The following is a 19330-nucleotide window of genomic DNA, read 5'->3' as shown; positions in this document are numbered from 1 at the left end:
AGCGTCCACGCCCCCCGCGCGGCCCCGGCGAGCGCCGCCGCCGCTCCCCACAGTGCGGCGGGGAGCGCGCGCCGGAGGCCGCCCTCGGTCGACGCGTGCGCCGGGCGGAGCGCGAGCAGTCCCATGGCGAGCGCCGGGAGGCTCGCGGCGAGCCCGAGCTGGAGGTCGGTGAGCCACAGGTCGGCGCGCGCGCGCTCGAGCACCGCCGCGAGCGCCGCGCGATCGAGGAGCGGCAGCGCGTGCACGAGCGCCACGAGCGCGGCGGCGCGGGCGGCCGGGCGGGCGGGCAAGCGAGGCTCGGCGCGGGGCGCCCTCACGCGGCGGGAGCCTAGCCCGCGAGGGCGGGCGGGTCGAGAACGCGTACCCTCGCGCGAGCGGAAGCGGCTCCGGCGAGGGTTCGGCCGGCTCGCAAATGCGCGGGGTTTCCGCTAAAACGCCCCGCGACCATGATCTCAGTGCAGAACGTCACCAAGGCCTTCGGCCCGAAGCGGCTTTTCGAGGACGTGAACGTCGCGTTCTCGCCCGGGAACCGGTACGGCCTCACCGGCCCGAACGGCGCGGGCAAGACCACCTTCATGAAGATCCTGGCCGGGGACGAGGAGTCCGACACCGGCTCCGTCCTCCGGCCGAAGAAGCTCGGCATCCTCCGCCAGGACCACTTCCGCTTCGAGGACAACCGCGTCCTCGACGTCGTCCTCATGGGGAACACGGGGCTCTGGGCCGCGCTCCAGGAGAAGGAGGCGCTCCTCGCCAAGGACGAGATCTCCGAGGAGGACGGCACCCGGCTCGGCGAGCTCGAGGGGACCATCGCCGAGGAGGACGGCTACTCGGCGGAGGCAGACGCGGCGGAGCTGCTCCAGGGCCTCGGCATCGAGGAGCCCTGGCACGACCAGCCGATGCGGGCGCTCACCGGCGGCTACAAGCTGCGCGTCCTGCTCGCGCAGGCGCTCTTCGGCAAGCCCCAGGGGCTGCTCCTCGACGAGCCCACGAACCACCTCGACATCGACTCCATCCGCTGGCTGGAGAAGTTCCTCCACGCCTACGAGGGCGTGCTCATCACCATCTCGCACGACCGCCACTTCCTGAACGCGATCTGCACGCACATCGCGGACATCGACTACGAGACGATCATCACCTACCCGGGCGGCTACGACGACATGGTCCGCCAGAAGGGCCAGGTGCGCTCGCGGGTCGAGTCGGAGAACGCCGAGAAGAAGAAGAAGATCGAGCAGCTCCGGGAGTTCGTGGCGCGCTTCCACGCCGGCACGCGCGCCTCCCAGGTCCAGAGCCGCATCCGCTCGATGCAGAAGCTCAAGCTCGAGGACATGAAGCGCTCGAACATCCAGGCGCCGTTCATCAAGTTCGAGCAGAAGGCGCCCTCGGGGAAGCAGACGCTCACCCTCGAGGGGATCGACAAGCGCTACGGCGGCAACGAGGTGATCCAGCCGTTCAGCGCGCTCGTCACGCGCGGCGAGAAGGTCTGCGTCATCGGCAAGAACGGCGTCGGCAAGACCACGCTCGTGAAGATGATCGCGGGCGAGCTGCAGCCGGACCACGGCCACGTGAAGTGGGGCCACCAGGCGCAGGTCGGCTACCTGCCGCAGGATCAGCAGGGCGCGATCCGTCCGGGGACGACCGCGTTCGGCTGGCTGCGCGAGCTCGAGGACAAGCTCTCGAACGAGGAGATCTCCGGGCTGCTCGGCCGGATGCTGTTCTCGGGCGAGGAGCGGATGAAGCCCACCGCGACGCTCTCCGGCGGCGAGACGGTCCGGCTCCTCCTCGCGAAGCTCATGCTCTTCAAGGACAACGTCCTCGTCCTCGACGAGCCGACGAACCACCTCGACCTCCAGTCGATCGCGGCGCTGTCGGAGGGGCTGCAGCGCTACGAGGGCACCCTCATCGTCGTCACGCACGACCAGGAGCTCATCCGAGAGGTGGGCTCGCGCATCTGGGCGCTGCACCAGGGCGAGCCCGTGCTCGACTTCCCGGGCACCTTCGACGAGTTCGTCGAGAAGCACCCGGACCTCGCGGCGGCGCACGCCTAGCGGGCTGCGTCTCGTCGCCTTGCGACGTGATCTTCGCGCCGCCGGCGCGTGCCTGACCCGCCCCGGGACGCCTTCGACGTGACGGCGAACGGTCTGGCGCGCGTCCTTCCTCCGATGGCATACTTGACCATCAGTGCTGCCCATCCGGCAGCCGGGGAGGTCGTGCATGCGTCAGGTCGTCGTCGCGGTCGTCTCGCTGACCCTCGCGCTGGGCGCGAGCGCGGCGGAGTTCGAGGGCAGGGCGGAGTACCGGATCAAGGGTTCGGGGCAGGGCCCGGCCCGCGATGGCACCGCCGTCGTCTACCTCTCGGCGAAGGGGTCGCGCAGCGAGATCGCGATCGCGGCATCCCCGGAGCTCGCGAGCCAGGGCGTGAACGACGGGATGCGCATGACCTCGATCGTGAAGGCGAGCGAGCCGGGTCGCGTGTACCTCGTGAACGAGGGGAGCAAGACCTACAGCGTCGGCGACTCGGGCGATGCAAAGCCGGTGCGCTGGACGGTGGAGCGCGCCGGGAGCGACAAGGTCGCGGGGCTCGGCTGCGAACGCGCCCGCATCACCGGCTCGGGCGGCGAGCGGTTCGACGTCTGCATCACGCGCGACCTCGGGACCGTGTCCGCCTGGGCGGCGAGCGGCGGCGCGGCGGACGCGGAGCTGCCCCGCGCGCTGAAGAAGGCCGGGCTCGACGGCCTCCCGGCCCGCTGGGTCGTCGTCGACGCCGCCGCCGGCGCGCCGCAGATGACGATGGAGCTCGTGCGCGCGGAGCGGCAGAAGGTCCCGCCCTCGAAGTTCGAGGTCCCGGCGGGCTACGCGAAGACCGCCCTCCCGGGGGTCACGCCCGAGATGCAGCGCAAGATGGAGGAGATGATGAAGAACCTTCCGCCCGAGCAGCGGAAGCAGATGGAGCAGATGATGCGCCGCGGCGGGGGCGCACCGCCGGCAGGCAGATGACGGTTCGGAGGACGTGCAACGATCCCGGGCCCGCCGCAGCAGCGGTCCCGGATCGGTTCACGACCCCCAGCGACCGAGCACGGAACGTAGCAGGTCGGGCCGGTCGGTCACGAGGCCGTCGACCCCGAGGGCGAGCAGCGCGCGCATCTCCTCGGGGTCGTCCACCGTCCACGCGTGCACGGGCATGCCGCGCCCGTGGAAGTGCGCGATGACCGGCGGACACACCACCTGGAGCTCGTTCATGCGCGCGGGCAGCGAGGCGAGCGCGTAGCCGCCAGGGCACGCGGACGCGTCGCCGCCGGAGAGCGCGGCGAGCACGTGGCAGGTGGCGGCCTCCTGCGGAAGGTACCGCGCGCAGCCGGGGAGGAGCGCCCCGAGCCGCTCCGCCTGCGCGTCGAAGAAGGACCCGACGCAGACGCGGTGCTCCGCGCCCGCCGCGCGGACCGCCGAGGCGAGCGCCTCGGCGAGTACCGGCTCCTCGGACTTCGCGTCCACGATGAAGCGCATCGCCGGATAGCGCGCGAGGGTCTCCGCGAAGGTGGGGATCGCGACGCCCGTCCCGCGGCGGGGGAACGTGCGGCCCCCGTCCTGCGTGAAGCCGAACGCGGCGTCGAGCGCCCGGAGCTCCGCGAGCGTCCGCCCCTCCACGGTCCCGGGCGCGCCGGTGATCCGCTCCGTCGTCTCGTCGTGGAACACGACCACCACGCCGTCGCGCGTGCGCCGCACGTCGGTCTCGATCGCGTCCGCGCCGAGCTCCGCCGCGACGTCGAACGCGGCGAGGGTGTTCTCCGGCGCGAGGGCGCTCCCGCCGCGGTGGGCGACGAGCCAGGGGGAGGGGAGGGAGAGGAAGGGGTGCATGGGGTGGAGTCGGGTAGAGGGCGGGGTCGAGATAGATCGAGATCGCCTTCGATCTTCGCGCCTCCCTCGGTTACAACACGCCGACATGCGCCGCCAGGTGAAAGGGGAGGCCGTCCGTCGCGAGCTCCTCCCCGGCACGTCCACGGAGCTCCTGAAGGAGCTCCACCTCCTCACGCGCGCGGGCGATCTCAACGCGGACAGCCTGCGCAAGCTCAAGCAGGTGAACCACCTCGCGGGGCTCGTCGCGCCGGCGCTCGAGGACGTGCTCGCCCGGTTCGGCGACCCGGTCGTCGTCGACTGCGGCGCGGGCAAGAGCTACCTCGGCTTCGTCCTGTACGAGCTCTTCCTGCGGCCCGCGGCGAAGGGCACCCTCCTCGCCGTCGAGTCGCGTCCGGAGCTCGCGCGCGCGGGCGCGGAGCGCGCCGCGCGGCTCGGGTTCGACCGGCTCCGCTTCGTCGAGTCCCCCATCGCCGGCGCGCCGGTGCCCGAGCGCGTCCACGTCGTCACCGCGCTCCACGCCTGCGACACGGCCACCGACGACGCGCTCGCGCTCGCGATCCGCCACGGCGCGGACCACGTCGCGGTCGTGCCGTGCTGCCAGGCGGAGGTGGCGCGCCAGCTCGCCGACGCGGCGGCGCCGTCGCCCCTCCTCGCGCCGCTGTTCGATCATCCCTGGCACCGGCGCGAGTTCGGGTCGCACCTCACGAACGTCGTCCGCGCGCTCGCGCTCGAGGCGGCCGGCTACAAGGTGACCGTCACCGAGCTCACCGGCTGGGAGCACTCCGTGAAGAACGAGCTCATCCTCGGCAAGAAGGTGCGGGCCGGATCGCGCGAGGCGAAGGAGCGGCTCGACGCGCTCGTCGCCGCGGCCGGCGTGCGCCCGAAGCTCGTCCGGCTCCTCGCCGGTGAGCCGGCGTAGCGCGCCGGCGCCGGCGCGTGGGATAAGCCCGCCGTGGACCTCCGACGAGCAGAGGCTGAGCGGGGTGAGCTCCGCGCGCCGGCGCCCGAGCCGGACGCCCGCGCGCGCGGGCTCGCCGGGCTGCGCGCGCTCTGGCCGGTCGTGCTCGGCGCGCTCGCCTTCCGCGCGGCCTGCTACGCGGTCATGACCGCCGCCGCGGTCTGGAACGAGCGGCGCCCCGCGCCGCCGCTCCCGGACCTCGTGCTGTCCGCGGTGCCCTACGTCGACTGGGTCGCGCGGACGAACTACGTGCTCTGGCTCGTCGCCTACGTGCCGCTCGCGCTCGTGCTCCTGTGGCGCGCGCCGCGCCGCTTCGCCCGCTACACGGTGACGGGCGGCCTCGTCTCGCTCGCGCGCGGCGCGACGCTCGTGCTCACCGGGCTCGGCGCCCCGCCGCCGCAGGTCGGCGGCGTGGGGATCGCCGGCCACGCGTCCGGCGAGGTGTTCCGGTCGCTCATGTCGCCCTGGCAGGTGTTCGCCGACGGCTCCATGCGCGCCTACCTCACGCAGGACCTGTTCTTCTCCGGTCACACCGCGACCACCCTCCTGCTCCTGCTGTATGTGTGGCGCTCGCCGCCGCTCCGCGCGGCCGCGCTCGTGGCGCACGTGCTCGTGGTGGCGTCGGTCTTCCTCTCGCACCTGCACTACGGGATCGACGTGGTGGGCGCGTACGCGGTGACCTTCGCGATCTTCGCCTTGCGCGAGGGCTGGCCCGCGCGCGCGGGCGACGGCGCCTAGCGGAGGCGCACGGCGAGGGGAGCTCCCGCGCCGGCCTACTTCCCGACGAGGAGCTGCACGACGCCGGTCGTGATGGCCGGCAGGTACGTGATGGCGAGCACGCCGGCCGCCATGATGAGCAGGAACGGGAAGGCCTTGCGGTACATGTACGGCAGCGGCTTGCCGAAGCGCGAGGCGGCGAGGAAGAGGTTGAGCCCCATCGGCGGGAAGAGGAACCCGAGCTCGAGGTTCGCGAGGAACACGACGCCGAGGTGGATGGGCTCGATCCCGTAGGCCGCGCCGAGCGGCGCCACGAGCGGCGCGAGCACGACGATCGCCGAGTAGATCTCGAGCACGCTCCCGAGGACGAGGAGCACCGCGTTCAGCATGAGCAGGAAGAGCGCAGGGCTCTTCACGGTCGCGGTCATCCACTCGACGAGCCGGGTCGGGATCTCCGCGTCCACGAACCAGGAGGTGAGCCCGAGCGCCGTGCCGAGGAGGATGAGCACGCTGCCGACGAGGGCGGCGGCGTCCACGAGCACGCGCGGCAGGTCGCGCAGCGGGTGGATGGAGCGGAAGATGAAGAGCTCGACGACGATCGAGTAGGCGGCCGCGAGCGCCGCCGCCTCGACGATGGTGGCGAACCCGGTCGCGACGGAGACGACGACCAGGGTCGGCAGGCCGAGGTCCCACTTCGCGGCCCACAGCGCCGCGGCCGCCTCGCGCGGCTCGAACCGCTCGCGGGGCGCGTGGCAGCGGACGCCCACCGCCACGCCGTAGGCGGCGACGATGACGATCATGAGCAGGCCGGGGACGAGCCCGCCGAGGAACAGGTGGTCGATGGGCGCCTGGGCGACCACGCCGTAGAGGATGACCGGCAGCGATGGCGGGAAGAGCAGGCCGAGCGAGCCGGAGGCGGTGACGAGCCCGACCGAGAAATCCTCCGGGTACCCCTCGCGCCGGAGCGCGGGGAGGAGCAGCCCGCCGAGCGCGAGGATCGTGACGCCGGAGGCGCCCGTGAACGTCGTGAAGAGCGCGCAGACGAAGGTCGCCATGATGGCGACGCCGCCGGGCATCCAGCCGAAGATCCCCTTGTACGCGCGGACCAGCCGCCGCGCCGCGCCGCCCTCGGCGAGCACGTACCCCGCCGCGGTGAGGAGCGGGATGGCCGGCAGCGTCGCGGAGGAGACGAGGTTGAACGTGGCGGTGGGGACGGCGGCGATCGCCTCCGAGCCGCCGTCCCGGAAGAACAGGGCCATCGCGATGCCGCTCATCGCCACGAAGACCGGCGCGCCGAGCAGGAACGCCGCGAGCACGATCGCGAGGAGGATCCAGACGAGCGCCGGCCCCGGCGCGACCGCGCCGAGCCCGAAGGCGGAGCCGGCGAGGGCGAGCGCCGCGGCGCGGAGCGCCCAGCGCAGCCCGCCGTCGCCGGCGCGCCAGGCGAAGCGGAGCGCCATGAAGCCGAACCCGATCGGCATCACGAGCTCGCTCCACGCCACCCGGATGCCGAACGCCACCGTCCCGAAGCCCCGCCACTCCACCGCGACGAGCCGCGCGGACGCCCACGCGAGGAGCGCGCACGCGGCCGCCGACACGACCTGGGTGAAGAACCGCGCGATCCGCCGCGGTCGGCCCGCCGGGACGAGGTCGATGGTCGAGAGCGCGAGGTGGTGGCCGGACGCGGTGGCGAGCAGCGCGCCGAGGAAGCCGACCCACAGCGTGATGTGCTGCGCGAGCACCGCGGAGCCCGGCAGCTCGCGCCCGGTGAAGCGGCGCGAGACCGTCGAGGCCGCGGGGAGGGCGACCATCGCGAGGAGGAAGAAGGCGAGCAGGCCGCGCTCGAGGCGCGTCCCGGCCGCGGGAGCGGGAGCGCCTTCGGAGTCGGGGGGGAGCGTGGATGGGGCGGTCACGAGAAAGTCGATTGACCCCTTCCGGAGGGGCAAATATGACTACCACGAACTCCCGCCAGCCGCGCCCTTTCCCGTGAAGCATCTCCTGCTCCTCACTGCACTCTCCGTCACCGCTGCGTCGCTCTCCGGCTGCCGCAGCACCGCCATGTCGTTCGTCTCCGACGCCGTGGCCCAGAGCGGCTCGACCTACGGGTCGGACGACGATCCCGAGCTCGTCCGCGAGGCCGTGCCCTTCGGCCTCAAGACGATGGAGGGGCTCCTCTCGGAGAACCCGCACCACGAGGGCCTGCTCCGCGCGCTGGCGGGCAACTTCACCCAGTATGCGTACGCGTTCGTCCAGTCGGACGCCGACCGCGCGGACCTGGACGGGAACCTCGACGCGTCGCGCGCCGGCAGGGCGCGGGCCCGGAAGCTGTACCTCCGCGCGCGCGACTACGGCCTGAGGGCGCTCGACCAGCGGCACGAGCACATGTCGGAGCGGCTCCGCGAGGGGCGCGACCTCGCGAAGGTGCTGAAGTGCGCGGAGAAGCGGGACGTGGAGGCGCTCTACTGGACGGCGTCCGCCTGGACGCTCGCCATCGCGAACGGCAAAGGGGACATGGCGCTCGTGGCCGAGCTGCCGATCCCCATCGCCATGATGGAGCGGGCCCTCGCCCTCGACGAGCGGTGGGGTGAGGGAGCGCTGCACGAGTACTTCGTCTCGCTCGACGCGGCCCGCAGCGAGGGGGAGGGCGGCGGCCCGGCGCGGGCCAAGGCGCACCTCGAGCGCGCGCTCGAGCTCTCGTTGAACAAGAAGCTGGGCCCCCGCGTCGCTTATGCCGAGGGCATCCTGGTGAAGCAGCAGGACCGGGCCGCGTTCGAGCGCGAGCTCGGGGAGGTCCTGCGGGCGAACGCCGAGGAAGTGCCGAAGTACCGGCTCGCGAACATCCTCGCGCAGCGGCGCGCGCGCGTCCTGCTCGATCACGTCGAAGACCTGTTCCTCTGATTCCCAAGGAGATCCCCGTGAAGAAGCTCCTCCTCGCCGCGATGCTCGCGGCGCTCGCCACCGCCGCCCGCGCGCAGACCGTGACGCTGAAGCTCGGCACGCTCGCGCCGCAGGGCTCGACCTGGCACGACCTCCTGCGCGAGATGGGCCAGAAGTGGGAGCAGGCGTCGGGTGGGACGGTCAAGGTCCGCATCTACGCAGGCGGCGCCCAGGGGTCCGAGGGCGACATGGTCCGCAAGATGGGGATCGGCCAGCTCCAGGCGGCGGCGATCTCCAACGTCGGCATGCACGACGTCATCCCCGAGCCGCAGGCGCTGAGCGTGCCGTTCCTGTTCCAGAGCGAGGCGCAGATGGAGTGCGCCTTCGACAAGGTGCGGCCCCGCATCGAGCAGGCGCTCGAGAAGCGCGGGCTCATCGCCCTGCAGTGGAGCCGGATCGGGGCGATCCACCTCTTCTGCGACTCGCCGTTCAAGACGCCCGCCGAGATGAGCCGCGCGAAGATCTGGGCGTGGGAGGGCGATCCCAAGAGCGTCGAGGCGTTCCGCGCGGCCGGGATGCAGCCGGTCGTGCTCTCCGCGAACGACATGTACCCGTCGCTCCAGACCGGGATGATCAACTGCGTCCCGAACGTCCCGCTCTACGTCCTCACCGCGCGCCTGTTCGAGAAGGCGAACAACATGATGGACGTGTCCTGGTCCTACATGATGGGCGCGACCCTCGTGCGGAAGGACGCGTGGGAGAAGATCCCGGCCGACCTCCGGCCCAAGCTGCTCCAGATCGCGAAGGACCTCGGGCAGAAGGTCGACGTCGAGGTGCGCCGGCTCAACGCCGACGCCGTCGGGGCCATGCAGAAGCAGGGCTTGCAGGTCGTGAAGGTCGACGCGGCCCCGTGGCGCCAGGCGATGGAGAAGTCCTGGGCGGTCGTGCGCGGCGGCGTCGTCCCGGCGGAGTTCTTCGACGCGGTGAAGGCCGCGCGGGACACCTGCCCGGCGAAGTAGGCGTCACCAATCCTCGCCCGCGACGAAGCGGGCGAGATCGCGCCGCAGCGCGCGGCAGGCGAAGAGCAGGGTGAGGTGGCCGCGCGGATAGCTCCGCGCGGTCACCCCCCATGCCGCCGCGAGCGCGAGCGCGCCCGCGCTGAGGGCGATCCGGTCCTCTCGCCCCACCGCCACGAGCACGCGCCGCGCCGTCGGGCGTCGTGCGTCCGCGCGGAAGGGCGCGAGCATGCGGGAGAGCGCGTCGGGTGGGGGCGGCGGCTCGCCGGCGCGGCTCGCGAGGGCGAGGTAGCGGCGGCCGATGGGGGTCCCGGCGAACACCGCCGCGAGATCCGCCGGGGGCGCGACGAGCGCTGCGAAGTCGAGCGGCTCGGGCGCCGTGGCCGCGAGCGCGGCGGCGAGCGCGCCCAGCGAGAGCCCGACCACCCCGACCGCCCCGCCCCCGGCGCGGGCGAGCGCCGCGAGCACCCGGAGCTCGAGCACGAGCTGCTCGAACGCGACGCGGAGGGCCGGGAGGTCGGGCGAGACGAAGCCCTCGCCGCTGCGCGCGCCCGGGAGCGTTCGCTGGAGGTGGCGCGGCGGAACGAGCGTCCAGACGTCGTAGCCCGCGCGCGCGAGGAGCCGCGCGTACCCGGCGACGACCGCGAGGCGCGGCACCTTCCAGGGCGGCACGAGCACGGCGGTGCCCCGCCGGACGCCGCGCGCGACGCGCGCGTGCACGGCCATCGTGGCGTCGCCCAGGGCCGGGCGCGGCGACGCTGCGCGCCACGATCCGGCGCGCGGCGGCGCGAGGGGGAGGGCCGGGAGCGGGCCGAAGCAGTCGAGCGGCACGCCGGGGGCCGCGCGGAAACCCACCGCCGCGCGCGCGCGCCGGTCCTCGGTCCACATCGCGAACCCGTCGATCGCGCGGTCGAGGAGCGGGGCCATCCGGCCGACATTACCGCCAGACCGCGTCGCGGCCCGCGCTCCCTGCGGGGCGGGGCAAGCCGAGCGGAGGGATCACGTCGCGAGAGAGATGTCCCGCCGCCGCAGCTTCAGCACAGCCTGTGAATCGTGTCGATGAGCGAGTCCAGATCGAACGGCTTCGCGAGGAACGCGGCCGCCTCGAGCCCCGCCACCGCCCGGCGATCCGTGGCGTGGTTCGCCGACACCACCACCGTCGGGATCCCGGCGAGGCGCGGGTCCTCGCGCTGAGCGGAGCGGAACGTCCAGCCGTCCATCACCGGCATCGTGAGGTCGAGCAGGATGACGCTCGGCGCGACGGAGCGGGTGAGGTGGGCGAGCGCCTCGGCGCCGTTGGCGGCGCAGGAGACCTCGAAGCCTTCGTCCTGGAGCAGCTCCGCGAGCGTCTGCCGGATCGCGGTGTCGTCCTCGACGACGAGGATGCGGGCGGGGGAAGCCACGTTCGGCTGCACAGTAGGCACCCGGATCCCGTCCGGGAACCGTGGCATGCGAGGCGGCCCCAATCGAGACTGGGGACGGCGGAGGTGTGGGCGATCGGGGTCGCGGCGTTGACACCTGCGGCGAGCGGAGGGTAAACGCACCGGTCGCGCCGCGTGCGCCGGAGAATCGAGGAAGATGGCGGAGAACGAGGGCACGAGCAGCTCAGCCGCGGCGGTGTTCGGCCGCGCGCACCCGCCCTCCGTGTCGCTGCCGGAGCGCGGTGTCGTCATCGGCCTCCGCTGGAGCGGCGTCGAGGGCGCGGGCAACCAGATCCTCGCCGCCAAGATCGAGTGCGGTCGGACGAAGAAGCGCCTCACGCGGCTGTGGCGCCCTTTCACGGACGCGCCGGGTCGGCGCGACGTGCACGCGCGCTTCGCCGGCTGGCTGGAGGAGGAGGCGAAGTGGGCCGAGGGGCGGCTCGTCGTCGGCGTCGACTTCGCGCTGTCGCTCTCGGAGACGCACCTCCGTCAGCTCGGGCTCCTGCGCCAGGCGATCCGCGGGCCGGCGGTGCTCGGCCGCAACCTCCACGAGCGGTTCGTGGGGCCGGGAGGCGACTTCACCGAAGGCGCGGCGCGCTTCCGCGACGAGCTCGGCAAGGATCGCCCGCGCGCGACCGACTGCTATCGGGCCGAGGTCTCCACCCCGACGAGCGCGCGCAGCTACCGCCAGACTTTCTTCGGGCTGTGCACGCTCGCCCAGGTCCAGGCGAGCTTCCTCCCGTGGGATCCGCCGCAGGCCGGAAAGCCCGCCATCGCGGAGGTGCGGCCCGCGCACGTCGCGCGCGTCGTCTGCGGAGTCTGCGCCTACCGCGACGACGACCGCGACGGCATCTCTCGCGCGTCCACTCGCGCGGCGATCCTGCGCACGCTCCGCAGCGCGGCGAAGCTCGAGTTCGAGATGGAGCAGGCCGCCCAGGTCGTCGAGGACGGCCGCGGCGACCACCTCGACGCGGTCCTCGCCGCCACGGGCGCCGCCGCCGCGTGGGAGGACGGCTTCCAGGGTGTTCCGTCGAACGTGCCGCGCTCGGAGGGCTGGATCCACTCCGTGCGCGAGGAGCCGTGGCGCTGAGCGCGGGCCGCGCCGACGCCGCCGCCGCGCTCGCGGCGGTGCACCGCGACATCCAGGCGTTCCAGCCGCGCGGCTTCGGCCCTCCCGTGCACGGCCCGGTCGTGGCGAGCCGCATCTTCCTCATCGGCCAGGCGCCCGGCCCGCACGAGGCGCGGTTCGGGCGCCCCTTCGCGTGGACGGCGGGGAAGACGCTCTTCCGCTGGCTCGAGCGCGCGACCGGCGCGGACGAGGAGACCGTGCGTGCGCGCGTCTACATCAGCGCCGTGGTGCGCTGCTTTCCCGGCAAGACGAAGGGCGGCGGGGACCGGGTCCCCACGCCCGAGGAGTGCGCGCTCTGGCGGGGCTTCGTCGAGCGCGAGGTCGAGATCCTCGCGCCGCGACTCGTCATTCCGGTCGGCCGGCTCGCCATCCAGGAGGTGCTCGGCCACACGGAGCCCATCGCGGCCGTGGTCGGACGGACGCTCAGGACGCAGTTCCACGGGGTGAACGTCGATGTCATCCCGCTCCCGCATCCGTCCGGGGCCTCCACCTGGTTCAAGATGGAGCCGGGGCGCACGCTGCTCGAGGAGGCGCTCGCGCTGCTCGGGCGCCACCCGGAGGTCGCGCGCACCTTCGGGCGGAGGACGCGGCGGTGACCGCGCGGCGCCCGCGCACGCTCGGCCGGGTCGCGCCCGTCGCCGTGCTCCTCGCCGCCCTCGCGGCCTGCACCCACGCCCCGCGCCGTCCGGAGGCGGAGGAGTCGCCGCGTCCGTCCGTCTCCGCGCCCGCGGGCGAGGAGGGGGGCGAGGTGGGCCTCGCGAGCTTCTACGGGAGGAAGTTCCACGGCAGGCGCACCGCGAGCGGCGAGCGCTACGACATGCACGCGATGACGTGCGCGCACCCGCGGGCGCCGTTCGGCGCGCGCCTCAAGGTCACGGACCTCGAGAACGGGCGGAGCGTGGTCGTCACGGTCACCGACCGCGGACCGTTCAAGCGCGGGCGGGTGGTCGATCTCTCGCTGGCGGCGGCGCGCAAGCTCGGCATCGTCGACCGCGGCCTCGCCCGCGTCCGCGTCGAGGCGGTCGAGGACTGACGGCGGTGATCGCTCGAGTCGACCCCGTCCACCCCTCGCCCTTCGACAGGCTCAGGGCGAGCGGTCCATGATCCGCTCGTGCTGAGCTTGTCGAAGCACGAGCCGGGGGGAGGAAGATCGACGCAAGCGACCACGGCCATGAGGGCCTGACGGCGGCCAGCCGTCGGCGGGCCGGGGCGAGCCTCGTCTCACGGCCGCGGCGTCAGCCGCAGCTCCGGCAGCTCGAGGATGGCCCGCGTCCCCTTGCCCGGCTGGCTCTCGAGCCAGAGCGCGCCGCCGCTCCCCTCCACCACCCCGCGCGAGATGGCGAGCCCGAGCCCGCGGCCGCGCCCGTCGCGCTTGGTCGAGAAGAAGGGCTCGAACGCGCGGCGCAGGACGTCGGCCGGCATGCCGGCGCCGTCGTCGGAGACGGTGATGCGCACCGCTCCGCTGCGCCGCTCCGCGCGCACCTCGACGCGGCCGGCGCGCCCCTCCGGCACCGCGTCGGCGGCGTTCGCGAGGAGGTTGCCGAGCACGTGCGCGACGCTCTCCGGGCGCGCGCGTACGGAGAGGCCGGCCGGGATCTCCTCGAGGATCCGGATCCGGTCTCCCGCACGGATGCGCGCGTCGGACACGCTCGCGCGGACCACGTCGGCCACGACGGCGCGGCCGCCCGGCTCGGCGGCGGCGGCCCCGCCCGCCTCGGCGAGCGCACGGACGAGCGCGCCGAGCCGCTCGAGGGCGGCGAGCGCGTCCGCGACGGCGTCGCGGCCCTCGAGGCCCGCGTCCGCGCGGCGGAGCCCGTCCTCGAGCAGCCGCAGGTTCGTCGTGATCACCGCGGTGGGATCGCGGATCTCGTGCGCGACCGCCGTCGCGAACCGGCCCAGCGCGGCGAGCTTCTCCGACTGGTGCAGCGCGGCCTGGGCCTCCGCGAGCGCGCGCGTGCGGGTCTCGACGAGTTCCTCGAGCCGCGCCCGCATCGACTGCAGCGCGCGGGCGTTGTCGGCGAAGCGGACGGTGATCGTCCAGTAGACCGCGACGATCGGGACGATGAAGCCGGTGTCGAGGAGGTAGGGCGTCGCGAACTCGCCGGTCGTCGCGAGGGCGTCGTTGAGGCCGAAGAGGATCAGGGTCCCGAAGGCGGCCGCGTGGACACCGGCGTGGCGGACGCCGGCGCGCCAGGCACGGACGAAGCGCCACCAGGTGATGAGCGAGGCGCCGAGGAGCACGGCGAAGACGGCGTAGCCGAACGCGCTCGGGAGGGCGTCCCGGTAGACCGCGCCGAACGCCGGCACCTCGTGGGTGACGACCTCGCTCGTGAAGACCACGCCCGGGACGAGCGCGAGGGCCGCGAGGACGAGGAAGCCCCGACCCGCCACCTGCTGCCAGCGGCCCGGCTTCAGCCCGGCGAACGTCTCGGAGTACCCGAGCCAGGCCCAGAAGTGCAGGAGCGCGCTGGCCACCTGGAACCGCGAGGTGATCGTGACGACCAGGTCGGGGAGCCCGAGCGTCGTCGCGAGGTTGCACACCGCGTACGCGGCCGCGGTGAACGCGACGAGCGAGAAGCGGTGCTGATCGCGCCAGCCGGGCGCGAGCGACAGCCGGCGCGAGAGCGCGCCGGCGAGCACCGCGACGAGCGCCGCCGCCGCGGCGATGGCCGCGGCGACGTTCACCGGACGCCTCCGCCGGCGCGCGCGGCGTCCGCGTGCGCGCGGATCGCGCCGATGGCGGCCCGGTAGTCGGGGGCGCCGAACACCGCGGTGCCGGCGACGAGGACGTTCGCGCCCGCGCCGGCGACGAGGCCGGCCGTCTCGGGTTTCACCCCGCCGTCCACCTCGATCTCGAGCGCCGGGTTCCGCGCGTCGGCGAGCGCGCGGAGCTGCCGGATCTTGTCGGTGCACGCGTCGATGTAGCGCTGCCCGCCGAACCCGGGGTTCACGGTCATGACGAGCACCATCTCGCAGTCGCCGATCACCCACTCGATCGCGGAGAGCGGCGTCGAGGGGTTGAGCGCGACGGCGGGGCGGGCGCCGGCGGCGCGGATCGCCTGCAGCGTGCGGTGCAGATGGGGCGACACCTCGGCGTGGACGGAGACGATGTCCGCCCCCGCCCTGGCGAACGCCTCCACGTAACGCTCCGGCTCGACGATCATGAGGTGCGCGTCGATCGGCAGCTTCGTCACCTTCCGCACCGCCTCGACGACGAGCGGGCCGATGGTGATGTTCGGCACGAAGCGGCCGTCCATCACGTCGACGTGGACCACGTCCGCGCCCGCGGCCTCGATCGCGCGCACCTCCTCGGCGAGGCGGCCGAAGTCGGCGGAGAGGATGGAGGGAGCGATGCGGATCGGCAGGGGCATGGGGCGCACAGTCTACGCGAGACCCGGCCGACGGGGGGCCGCGGTGAGGGTCCGCGGCGCGGACCCTCCAGCGCTCACCGCGCGAGTCGCGCGGCGTAGAACCCGTCTGTCCCGTGCCGGTGGGGCACGGTGAGCAGGTCGCCGTCGGGCGTGAGCACGTCCGCCGGAACGGCGCCGCCGCCGGTGCGCGCGAGGCCCCCGCGGAGCGCTCCCTCGACGATGCGCGGCCCCTCGGCGCGCGAGAGCGAGCAGATCGAGTAGGTCACCGGCGCGCCCGGCCGGGCGTAACGCGCGGTGCTCGCCAGCACGGCCGCCTGGAGCTCGGCCATCCGTGCCAGGTCGGCGGGCGTCCGCCGCAGCTTGAGCTCCGGGTGGCGCCGGAGGGTGCCGAGGCCGGCGCAGGGCGCGTCCACGAGCACGGCGTCGAAGCTCCCGGGCTCGAGGCCGGGGATCGGGCGGGTGGCGTCGGCGCAGATCACGCGGACTCCCGGGAGGCCGCGCCGCGCCGCTTCGCGGGCGAGCTCCTCTGCCTTGCGCGGGTGGAGCTCCACCGCGACGATCTCGGAGCCGGGCGCCAGCAGCTCGGCGAGGTGGAACGCCTTCCCGCCGGGCGCGGCGCAGGCGTCGAGCACCCGCGCGCGGGTCCCGCGGAGCGCGCCCGCCGCGAAGAGGGTGACGAGCTGAGCAGCCTCGTCCTGCACCTGGAACGCGAGCCCGGCCGCGGCGCGCGCGAGCGCGGCGACCGAGGTCCCGGCGAGGACGATCCCGTCGGGCGAGCGCGGGGTGGGCTCCGCGGCGAGGCCGGCGGCCCGGGCCCGCGCGAGGAGGGCGTCGCGCTCGGGCGACCGCACCGTGAGCGCGGCCGGCTGGTTCATGCCGCGCGCGAGGGCGAGCGCCTCCTCCGGCCCGAGCCAGGCGACCCACTCCTCCGCGAGCCAGCGCGGCAGCGCCTCGGCGACCGCGACGTGCCCGGCCGGATCGGCCGCGAGGGCGGGCGGCTCGGGCAGGCTCGGCGCGCGCGCCAGCGCTCGCAGCACGGCGTTCACGTACCCGGCGGCGCGCCCGTGGTCGACCGTCTTCACGAGGGAGACGGTCTCGCCGACGGCGGCGTGGGCGGGCTTCTTCAGGAAGAGGAGCTGGTAGGCGCCGAGCCGGAGCGCGACGCGCGCGGCGGGATCGAGCGCGTCCACCGGTCGTCGCGAGTGCGGCGCGAGCGCTGCGTCGCGCGAGCGCGCGCGGCGGTGCGTGCCGTAGACGAGCTCGGTCGCGAGGCCGGCCTCGCGCGGGTCGAGCGCGCCGGCAGCCGCGAGCGCCGCGTCCAGCGCGCGCGATGCGTAGGCGCCCCCCTCGTCCACCCGGCGCAGGACCTCGAAGGCGATCTGGCGTGCGGTCGTCATGTGCCGAAGGTGAAGGTGCGACGGCGCAGGCCGTTCGCGAAGTCGGTCGCGGCCTGCGGGGGCTTCCCCTCGGGCTGCAGGCGGGTGACGAGGAGCGCCGTCCCCTCGCCGCAGCGCACCGCGACGCCGCGCCCGGGCACGACCGCCGCGGCGCCGGGGGCGTCCGGCGCGGCCTCCGCGGCCGCCGGATCTTCCACGACCTCGAGCAGCTTCACGGCCCGTCCGTCGAGCGTGGTCGTCGCCCCTGGCCAGGGCGTGAACGCCCGCAGCCGATCGCGGATCCGCCGCGCGCGGAGCGCCCAGGCCACCCGGCCGTCCTCCTTCTCGAGGATCCGCGCGAGGGTGGCGCGCGTCCCGTCCTGTCTCACCGGCACGACGTCGCCCGCCGCGAGGAGCGCGAGCGCGGCGACGAGCGCCTCGCCGCCCAGCGCGGCGAGCTTCGGCGCGAGCGTCTCGGAGGTGTCGTCCGGGCCGATGGGGAGGACGCGCTGGAGGAGCACGTCGCCCGTGTCGAGCCCCTCGTCCATCTGCATGATCGAGACGCCCGTCTCCGCCTCCCCCTCGGCGATCGCCCACTGGATGGGCGCCGCCCCGCGGTACTTCGGCAGGAGCGACCCGTGCACGTTGAGCGCACCGCGTGGCGCGAGGTCGAGGAGATCCCGGCCGAGGATCCGCCCGTACGCGGCGACGGCGAGGAGGTCCGGCCGGAGCGCGGCGAGCTCGCGCGCGAGGGTGCCGTCGCGGACCTTCACCGGCTGCAGCACCGGGACGCCGTGCTCCCGGGCCCAGACCTTCGTCGCAGGCTCGCGGAGCGCCTGCCCGCGTCCGGCCGGACGATCCGGCTGCGCCACCACCGCCGCGATCTCGTGCCCGGCGCGCGCGAGCGCGTCGAGCGGGGGTACGGCGAAGGCGGGAGTGCCCATGAAGACGATGCGCATGAGGGCGTCTGTATAGGCGGGGTCGAGGTCGGGGTCTATCGGGGCGACATCGTCGAGGTCGGGGTCGAGGTCGAGGTCGAGGTCGGGGTCGAGGTCGAGGTCGGGGTCGGGGTCGGGGTCGGGGTCGGTACAAACCGGGTACTTGGGTGACAGGTCAGACCGGGAGCTCGGGTAACACCTCCGCCTGGGAGGTGGCCCGAGTGCCGTGGAAAGAGACCTGTCGCATGGACGAACGCGAACAGTTCGTGAAGCTGGCGCTGAGCCGCGATGCGAACATCGCCGCGCTGAGTAGGTCCTTCGGGATCAGCCGCAAGACCGCGTACAAGTGGCTAGCGCGGTTCCACGAAGGCGGCCGAGCTGCTCTGCTGGATCGCGATCCCGTTCCTGGTCCACACCCGCATGCGCTGCCAATCAGCGTCGTCGCGCAGGTGCTCGCGGTACGTCGACGTTACCCGTACTGGGGACCGAGGAAGATTCAGGCCTGGATGGCTGAACACGTCGTCCGCACCGATCCGCCTGCGGCTTCGACCATCGGCAGGATTCTAGAAAAGCACGGGTTGGTCCGTCAGCGGCGGCGACGGCGCCGGGTCGATGCATCGAACCAGCCGTTCGCAGAATGCGACACGCCGAATGCGGTCTGGTGTACGGATTTCAAAGGCCACTCCCGGCTCGGCAACGGCGTGCGCTGCCACCCGCTGACGCTTACGGACGCGCACAGCAGGTTCCTGCTGAGGTGCGAGGCGCTCGAGGCGGAGAACACCGCGCTCGTACAGCCCGTGTACGACGCGGCGTTCGTCGAGTACGGCTTGCCGCTCGCAATGCGCCCCGACAACGGCTCGCCATTTGCGACGTTGGGGGCAGGCGGGCTCTCGCGGCTCGCGGTCTGGTGGGTGAAGCTCGGCATTCGGCCGGAGCGCATTGAGCCGGGAAAGCCCCAGCAGAACGGTCGTCACGAGCGGATGCACCGCACGCTGAAGCAGCAGACGACGAAGCCGCCACAACCGACGATGTTCGAGCAGCAGCTCGCGTTCGACCGCTTCAGGCGCGAGTTCAACGAGGAGCGCCCCCACGAAGCGCTCGAGCAGCGCCCGCCCGCGAGCGTCTACTCCACGTCCCCGCGCAGCTATCCGTGCCCGCTTCGCCCGCCCGAGTACCCAGGGGAATGGGAGCGTCGCCTCGTCGCGAACAACGGAAGCATCAAGTGGAGGGGCGAGCGCTTCTTCGTTTCGGAGTGCCTCGCAGGCGAGTGGGTTGGGCTGAACGAGACGGACGAAGGGATCTGGCGCGCGATGTTCGGCCCGGTACACCTCGGAACCGTGAACGACCGCGCCAAGGAGCCGACCTTCGTCAGGCCGAGCTGGCCAAGGAGGTGTCACCCAAGCTCCCGGTCTGAGGTGTAACCGAAGATTTGGGTTGCCCAGTCAGGGTCGGGGTCAGGGTCGGGGTCAGGGTCGGGGTCAGGGTCGGGGTCGGGGTCGGGGTCGGGGTCGGGGTCGGGGTCAGGGTCGGGGTCGGGGTCGGGGTCGGGGTCGGGGTCGGGGTCGGGGTCGGGGTCGGGGTCGGGGTCGGGGGCGGGGTCGGGGTCGGGGTCGGGGTCGGGGTCGGGGTCGGGGTCGGGGTCGCGGTCGAGGTCGGGGGCGGGGTCGCGGTCGGG

General features: G+C 73.8%; 19 protein-coding genes and 1 pseudogene. 10 read left to right on the top strand and 10 right to left on the bottom strand.

What is annotated here, in order from left to right; all coding sequences use genetic code 11:
- Positions 1-290 (bottom strand): annotated as a pseudogene (locus MNY62_RS23000) (hypothetical protein); the annotation flags it as partial.
- Positions 291-446: 156 nt separating this feature from the next.
- On the opposite strand from MNY62_RS23000, the gene MNY62_RS22995 reads away from it, so the two are divergent.
- Positions 447-2045: an ABC-F family ATP-binding cassette domain-containing protein gene (locus MNY62_RS22995; protein ID WP_242346678.1), complete on the top strand. Its 1599-nt coding sequence runs from the start codon at positions 447-449 to the stop codon at positions 2043-2045.
- Between the two features lie 166 nt (positions 2046-2211).
- Complete coding sequence (locus MNY62_RS22990; RefSeq protein WP_242346677.1) at positions 2212-2994, top strand: DUF4412 domain-containing protein; 783 nt, start codon at positions 2212-2214, stop codon at positions 2992-2994.
- A 57-nt stretch (positions 2995-3051) separates the two neighbouring features.
- Here MNY62_RS22990 and MNY62_RS22985 read toward each other — a convergent pair whose 3' ends face one another.
- Positions 3052-3852, bottom strand: a complete 801-nt coding sequence (locus tag MNY62_RS22985; RefSeq protein WP_242346676.1) for a glycerophosphodiester phosphodiesterase — start codon at positions 3850-3852, stop codon at positions 3052-3054.
- An 85-nt stretch (positions 3853-3937) separates the two neighbouring features.
- Between MNY62_RS22985 and MNY62_RS22980 the strand changes: the two genes are divergently transcribed.
- Both MNY62_RS22980 and MNY62_RS22975 read left to right on the top strand, forming a co-directional pair.
- Positions 3938-4771: a class I SAM-dependent methyltransferase gene (locus MNY62_RS22980; protein WP_242346675.1), complete on the top strand. Its 834-nt coding sequence runs from the start codon at positions 3938-3940 to the stop codon at positions 4769-4771.
- A 33-nt stretch (positions 4772-4804) separates the two neighbouring features.
- Complete coding sequence (locus MNY62_RS22975) at positions 4805-5548, top strand: phosphatase PAP2-related protein (protein ID WP_242346674.1); 744 nt, start codon at positions 4805-4807, stop codon at positions 5546-5548.
- Positions 5549-5583: 35 nt separating this feature from the next.
- Here the strand turns inward: MNY62_RS22975 and MNY62_RS22970 are convergent, their stop codons facing one another.
- Complete coding sequence (locus MNY62_RS22970) at positions 5584-7440, bottom strand: TRAP transporter large permease (protein WP_242346673.1); 1857 nt, start codon at positions 7438-7440, stop codon at positions 5584-5586.
- 73 nt (positions 7441-7513) lie between these two features.
- Here MNY62_RS22970 and MNY62_RS22965 point away from each other — a divergent pair, with 73 nt between their 5' ends.
- Together MNY62_RS22965 and MNY62_RS22960 are read left to right on the top strand one after the other, a co-directional pair.
- Positions 7514-8425, top strand: a complete 912-nt coding sequence (locus tag MNY62_RS22965) for a TRAP transporter TatT component family protein (protein WP_242346672.1) — start codon at positions 7514-7516, stop codon at positions 8423-8425.
- 17 nt (positions 8426-8442) lie between these two features.
- The gene (locus MNY62_RS22960) at positions 8443-9423 is read left to right on the top strand and encodes a TRAP transporter substrate-binding protein (RefSeq protein ID WP_242346671.1); all 981 of its coding nucleotides are present in this window, start codon (positions 8443-8445) and stop codon (positions 9421-9423) included.
- 3 nt (positions 9424-9426) lie between these two features.
- Here the strand turns inward: MNY62_RS22960 and MNY62_RS22955 are convergent, their stop codons facing one another.
- Positions 9427-10347 (bottom strand): hypothetical protein, encoded by a 921-nt coding sequence (locus MNY62_RS22955; RefSeq protein ID WP_242346670.1) that lies wholly within the window; start codon positions 10345-10347, stop codon positions 9427-9429.
- A gap of 107 nt (positions 10348-10454) precedes the next feature.
- Entirely contained in the window at positions 10455-10871 is a 417-nt protein-coding gene (locus MNY62_RS22950; protein ID WP_242346669.1) for a response regulator, read from the bottom strand.
- Positions 10872-10998: 127 nt separating this feature from the next.
- Here MNY62_RS22950 and MNY62_RS22945 point away from each other — a divergent pair, with 127 nt between their 5' ends.
- The 3 genes from MNY62_RS22945 to MNY62_RS22935 are packed head-to-tail and all read left to right on the top strand — an operon-like array spanning position 10999 to position 13003.
- Positions 10999-11931: a DUF429 domain-containing protein gene (locus MNY62_RS22945; protein WP_242346668.1), complete on the top strand. Its 933-nt coding sequence runs from the start codon at positions 10999-11001 to the stop codon at positions 11929-11931.
- Complete coding sequence (locus MNY62_RS22940; RefSeq protein WP_242346667.1) at positions 11922-12566, top strand: uracil-DNA glycosylase family protein; 645 nt, start codon at positions 11922-11924, stop codon at positions 12564-12566. The genes MNY62_RS22945 and MNY62_RS22940 overlap by 10 nt, the downstream gene beginning before the upstream one ends.
- Positions 12563-13003 (top strand): septal ring lytic transglycosylase RlpA family protein, encoded by a 441-nt coding sequence (locus tag MNY62_RS22935; protein WP_242346666.1) that lies wholly within the window; start codon positions 12563-12565, stop codon positions 13001-13003. Before MNY62_RS22940 ends, MNY62_RS22935 begins: the two co-directional genes overlap by 4 nt.
- A gap of 188 nt (positions 13004-13191) precedes the next feature.
- Here MNY62_RS22935 and MNY62_RS22930 read toward each other — a convergent pair whose 3' ends face one another.
- The 4 genes from MNY62_RS22930 to fmt form a co-directional block, all read right to left on the bottom strand.
- Positions 13192-14655: a sensor histidine kinase gene (locus MNY62_RS22930; protein ID WP_242346665.1), complete on the bottom strand. Its 1464-nt coding sequence runs from the start codon at positions 14653-14655 to the stop codon at positions 13192-13194.
- Positions 14652-15341 (bottom strand): ribulose-phosphate 3-epimerase, encoded by a 690-nt coding sequence (gene rpe, locus MNY62_RS22925; RefSeq protein WP_242346664.1) that lies wholly within the window; start codon positions 15339-15341, stop codon positions 14652-14654. Before rpe ends, MNY62_RS22930 begins: the two co-directional genes overlap by 4 nt.
- A gap of 74 nt (positions 15342-15415) precedes the next feature.
- On the bottom strand, positions 15416-16738 hold the full coding sequence (locus MNY62_RS22920) for a transcription antitermination factor NusB (protein ID WP_242346663.1): 1323 nt from the start codon (positions 16736-16738) through the stop codon (positions 15416-15418).
- Positions 16735-17676, bottom strand: a complete 942-nt coding sequence (gene fmt, locus MNY62_RS22915; RefSeq protein ID WP_242346662.1) for a methionyl-tRNA formyltransferase — start codon at positions 17674-17676, stop codon at positions 16735-16737. Before fmt ends, MNY62_RS22920 begins: the two co-directional genes overlap by 4 nt.
- A 224-nt stretch (positions 17677-17900) precedes the next feature.
- On the opposite strand from fmt, the gene MNY62_RS22910 reads away from it, so the two are divergent.
- A complete protein-coding gene (locus MNY62_RS22910; protein ID WP_242346661.1) occupies positions 17901-19076 on the top strand; it encodes an integrase core domain-containing protein in 1176 nt (391 codons plus the stop codon).
- On the opposite strand, the gene MNY62_RS22905 is transcribed toward MNY62_RS22910, so the two are convergent.
- Positions 19049-19330, bottom strand: a 282-nt coding sequence (locus MNY62_RS22905; RefSeq protein WP_242346660.1) for a hypothetical protein, incomplete at its 5' end; no start/stop codon positions are given. The genes MNY62_RS22910 and MNY62_RS22905 overlap by 28 nt on opposite strands.

It is taken from the genome of Anaeromyxobacter terrae (assembly GCF_022690685.1).
In the GTDB taxonomy this organism is placed as follows: Bacteria; Myxococcota; Myxococcia; order Myxococcales; family Anaeromyxobacteraceae; genus Anaeromyxobacter; species Anaeromyxobacter terrae.
The sequence above is the reverse complement of the archived record's forward strand: the minus strand, read 5'-3'. Positions and strand labels throughout refer to the sequence as shown.

Bases quoted from the DNA above. Each gene is read 5' to 3' on its own strand.
- MNY62_RS22950 (WP_242346669.1), bottom strand. From the start codon at position 10,871: ATGCCACGGTTCCCGGACGGGATCCGGGTGCCTACTGTGCAGCCGAAC.
- MNY62_RS22920 (WP_242346663.1), bottom strand. From the start codon at position 16,738: ATGACGACCGCACGCCAGATCGCCTTCGAGGTCCTGCGCCGGGTGGAC.
- fmt (WP_242346662.1), bottom strand. From the start codon at position 17,676: ATGCGCATCGTCTTCATGGGCACTCCCGCCTTCGCCGTACCCCCGCTC.
- rpe (WP_242346664.1), bottom strand. From the start codon at position 15,341: ATGCCCCTGCCGATCCGCATCGCTCCCTCCATCCTCTCCGCCGACTTC.
- MNY62_RS22955 (WP_242346670.1), bottom strand. From the start codon at position 10,347: ATGGCCCCGCTCCTCGACCGCGCGATCGACGGGTTCGCGATGTGGACC.
- MNY62_RS22980 (WP_242346675.1), top strand. From the start codon at position 3,938: ATGCGCCGCCAGGTGAAAGGGGAGGCCGTCCGTCGCGAGCTCCTCCCC.
- MNY62_RS22985 (WP_242346676.1), bottom strand. From the start codon at position 3,852: ATGCACCCCTTCCTCTCCCTCCCCTCCCCCTGGCTCGTCGCCCACCGC.
- MNY62_RS22995 (WP_242346678.1), top strand. From the start codon at position 447: ATGATCTCAGTGCAGAACGTCACCAAGGCCTTCGGCCCGAAGCGGCTT.
- MNY62_RS22910 (WP_242346661.1), top strand. From the start codon at position 17,901: ATGGACGAACGCGAACAGTTCGTGAAGCTGGCGCTGAGCCGCGATGCG.
- MNY62_RS22990 (WP_242346677.1), top strand. From the start codon at position 2,212: ATGCGTCAGGTCGTCGTCGCGGTCGTCTCGCTGACCCTCGCGCTGGGC.
- MNY62_RS22945 (WP_242346668.1), top strand. From the start codon at position 10,999: ATGGCGGAGAACGAGGGCACGAGCAGCTCAGCCGCGGCGGTGTTCGGC.